Here is a 3,356-nt window from a genome sequence, read left to right on the forward strand (position 1 = left end):
TCTCTATAAATGAAGGTTTTGCAGAGGTCTCGTTCTACCGATGTTCTCGTATCTTGTCGATGCGATTCTATATGAACGCTATGCAAAATACCTCATGGCAGAAATAGAAAGAATTGAATTGACAGAGGTACAAACCGATCGGACTCGCTCTTCAGTCTTGATAAACGACGACCCATGTGAGCAGAAAAAGAAACCGGTCATCATTGGTAAAGGAACAAATCCATTTCAATCTGATTTTACAGATGAGCAAATTGAGGTTCTAACCACTTGCATCAACGAAATTCAATTATTCACTACTCGCATATCTCCCAAGATACTCAAAGACTTTTTTGCTTGTAAACTAAAAGGTGTTCTGAAATCAAACAACAACCGCCAACTGGCATATCTCATGCAAAGTCTTAATCTTCGAGGGTTCATTACTGATGAATGGCAATCTGCGATTGCTCGTAATGAACTTGTCTTGGGGAAAACAAAAGATACGCCACTGACACGCACCGACCTTTCCACTGCAACAGATCAAATCAATATGAAGCAACCGAAAGGATGGGAAACCATTGATAACTACATCAAACAACTGAAAAAAGGTTGAGCATAGGTTGACACCTCAAACATCGCTCAACGCCATTTACTTTTATCGTTTCTAATTTTGCCATCGTTAACAAATAATTAGCGAAGGTGCACCTTCATATTGTTTAATTCAAAATGTTTACAATATGGAAAAAACATTAGAAACCCGAGTTGAAGAACTCGAACAAATGGTATTCATGAATAAGAATGTGCTGAGTTTTGAAGAAGCCAGCAGGTTCTTAAACCTCTCAAAGAGTTATCTCTACAAACTCACATCGGGTAATCTGATACCGCATTACAAGCCACAAGGCAAAATGCTTTACTTTGAGAAAGCAGAACTTGAAGCATGGCTACGCCAGAATCCCATTAAAACTTCTGCGCAGATAACGCAAGATGCACAGCGGTATATCATGGGCAACAAACCTTTAATGCAGAAGTAGTTCATGGCACAAGAAGAATTTATTCGTGTTGGCACGACCTTATACAAGATCGTGAACCAACCACGCATCAATGGCGGTTTCGTCAAGAAGCGTATCGTATGGAACAACGAAACGCTACGGCAAGACTATGGCAAGGACTTCATTGCCACTGTACCGAAGTATGATGGTTTCTGTACTGTTCCTAACCATGTGAATTATCAACCAGTTATTGACAAGTTTCTCAATCTCTACGAGCCAATAGGACACCAACCAAAAGAGGGAGAGTTTCCGCACGTTGAATCCCTTATAAGTCACATCTTCGGGGAACAATACGAGCTGGGTATGGACTATTTACAGTTGCTCTATCTCCAACCCGTGCAGAAACTACCCATCCTCCTAATGGTGTCAGAGGAACGCAATACTGGGAAGAGTACATTCCTCAATTTCCTTAAAGCCGTTTTCCAGAACAATGTAACTTTCAACACTAACGAGGATTTTCGCAGCCAATTCAATGCGGATTGGGCGGGAAAACTGCTTATTGTTGTAGATGAGGTATTGCTCAACCGCAGGGAGGATAGTGAACGATTGAAAAATCTTAGTACAACACTTTCCTATAAGGTGGAAGCCAAGGGCAAAGACCGAGATGAAATCTCCTTTTTTGCCAAGTTCGTGCTATGTTCCAATAACGAATTGCTCCCTGTTATTATAGATATGGGAGAAACCCGATATTGGGTAAGGAAGATAAATCGTCTGGAAAGTGACGATACCGACTTTCTGCAAAAGTTGAAAGCCGAAATTCCAGCCTTTCTCTATTTTCTACAGCACCGCACATTATCTACTAACAAAGAGAGCCGTATGTGGTTTGCACCCAAGCTGACCTTTACGCCAGCCTTGCAACGTATTATCCGTAGTAACCGAAACAAGATTGAGTTGGAAATGTCCGAACTCTGTTTGGAAGTGATGGATCAGATGACTGTTACCGAGTTTTCCTTCTGTATCAATGATATGGTGTGCTTGCTGAACAACACTGGATGCAAGGCTGACAAGAGCCAAGTCCGCAGGATAGTGCAGGATATATGGAAACTCACTCCTGCATCCAACACGCTGACGTATCTAACCTATCAGATAGACTATAACAGCTTGCGGAACTACTCACCCATCAAACGGACTGGTAGGTATTATACCGTAACCAAAGAACAACTCGCGAACATTTAATCATTATTTTGATGAAATGATGAAAAATAAACATAACAAATTGACTGATAATGCCTATTTAGTTCATCTTTCCACTCATCAGTATGAAAAAATGATGATAGGAAAAGACGATACTGGCCAAAAGAGAAATACATATTTTTCTTTTGGTAAGTCCGGTGATGAAACCATGATGAACAGGTAACCTGTTTGTTATGAAACGATTATGTGTATTTTCATCAAATCATCAATTTTTCAAACCATTCAAATTCATTGTAATATGAACATACAAGAAATTAAAACAATAAAGTTGCAGGATTTTCTTGCAAGTCTGGGATATACTCCCACTAAGCAACAAGGCAACAAGTTGTGGTATCTTTCCCCCTTTCGTCAGGAGAGCCATGCTTCATTCAAGGTAAACACCGAGCGTAACCAATGGTACGACTTCGGTATTGGCAAGGGTGGAAACATCATAGACTTAGCAGAACTGCTCTACAAATCCTCTGATGTGTCGTATCTTATTCGCAAGATAGAGGATAATGTTCCCAATTGTACATCCATATTTTCTACATCATTTGCAGGTATTAAGGAGAAACAGCAAACAAACTATTTTGAGAATTTACAAATACTTCCTTTATCTCACCCAGCTTTGATGAGATATCTCTGGGACAGATGTATTGATCTGGAGGTGGCAGCTTCTGTATGTAAGGAACTACATTATGACTCCAATGGCAAACATTACTTCGGTATTGGTTTTCCCAATATCGCAGGTGGCTACGAATTACGCAATCCATTCTTCAAGGGCTGCATTGCACCGAAAGATATCAGCCATTTCTATGCCGACAAGCCAAAGAAAGCGTGTTTTCTTTTTGAGGGTTTCATGGACTTCCTGTCACTCATGACACTGAAAAGGAAAGAAAATCCACAGAATACCGGACTAAGGCAACAGGATTATTTGATACTCAATTCTGTAACGAATATTCATAAGGCGATAGAGAGATTATCACGCTATGACAGTGTTCAATGTTTCTTAGACAATGACGATGCAGGAAGAAATGCCTACCTGCAATTATCAAAAAGACTACGGGATTCTGTTACGGATTCATCAACTATATACAATGGTTTCAAGGACTTGAACGAGTATCTTTGTGCTGAATTCAAGCATTCAGAGAAAGCAGA

Annotated in this window: 4 protein-coding genes and 1 pseudogene; all 5 read left to right on the forward strand. The window is 40.1% G+C overall.

The genetic code is table 11. From position 1 onward, the window contains the following. Positions 1 to 31 precede the first annotated feature (31 nt). Positions 32 to 589, forward strand: a pseudogene (locus tag HMPREF3034_RS01290) (hypothetical protein); the annotation flags it as partial. A 124-nt stretch (positions 590 to 713) separates the two neighbouring features. Continuing rightward, complete coding sequence (locus HMPREF3034_RS01295) at positions 714 to 1,007, forward strand: helix-turn-helix domain-containing protein (RefSeq protein ID WP_007174946.1); 294 nt, start codon at positions 714 to 716, stop codon at positions 1,005 to 1,007. Positions 1,008 to 1,010: 3 nt separating this feature from the next. After that, positions 1,011 to 2,201: a primase-helicase family protein gene (locus tag HMPREF3034_RS01300; protein ID WP_062432559.1), complete on the forward strand. Its 1,191-nt coding sequence runs from the start codon at positions 1,011 to 1,013 to the stop codon at positions 2,199 to 2,201. 16 nt (positions 2,202 to 2,217) lie between these two features. Beyond that, positions 2,218 to 2,382 carry a hypothetical protein gene (locus HMPREF3034_RS12470; protein WP_156431015.1) on the forward strand — a complete coding sequence of 55 codons (165 nt, stop codon included), beginning with the start codon at positions 2,218 to 2,220 and terminating at the stop codon, positions 2,380 to 2,382. Positions 2,383 to 2,457: 75 nt separating this feature from the next. Beyond that, positions 2,458 to 3,356, forward strand: an 899-nt coding sequence (locus HMPREF3034_RS01305; protein WP_062432562.1) for a toprim domain-containing protein, incomplete at its 3' end; no start/stop codon positions are given.

This window comes from Prevotella sp. DNF00663, from assembly GCF_001553265.1.
In the GTDB taxonomy this organism is placed as follows: Bacteria; Bacteroidota; Bacteroidia; order Bacteroidales; family Bacteroidaceae; genus Prevotella.

Excerpts from the sequence above, each read along its gene's own strand:
- HMPREF3034_RS01295 (WP_007174946.1), top strand. The coding sequence starts at position 714 with ATGGAAAAAACATTAGAAACCCGAGTTGAAGAACTCGAACAAATGGTA.
- HMPREF3034_RS12470 (WP_156431015.1), top strand. The coding sequence starts at position 2,218 with ATGATGAAAAATAAACATAACAAATTGACTGATAATGCCTATTTAGTT.
- HMPREF3034_RS01300 (WP_062432559.1), top strand. The coding sequence starts at position 1,011 with ATGGCACAAGAAGAATTTATTCGTGTTGGCACGACCTTATACAAGATC.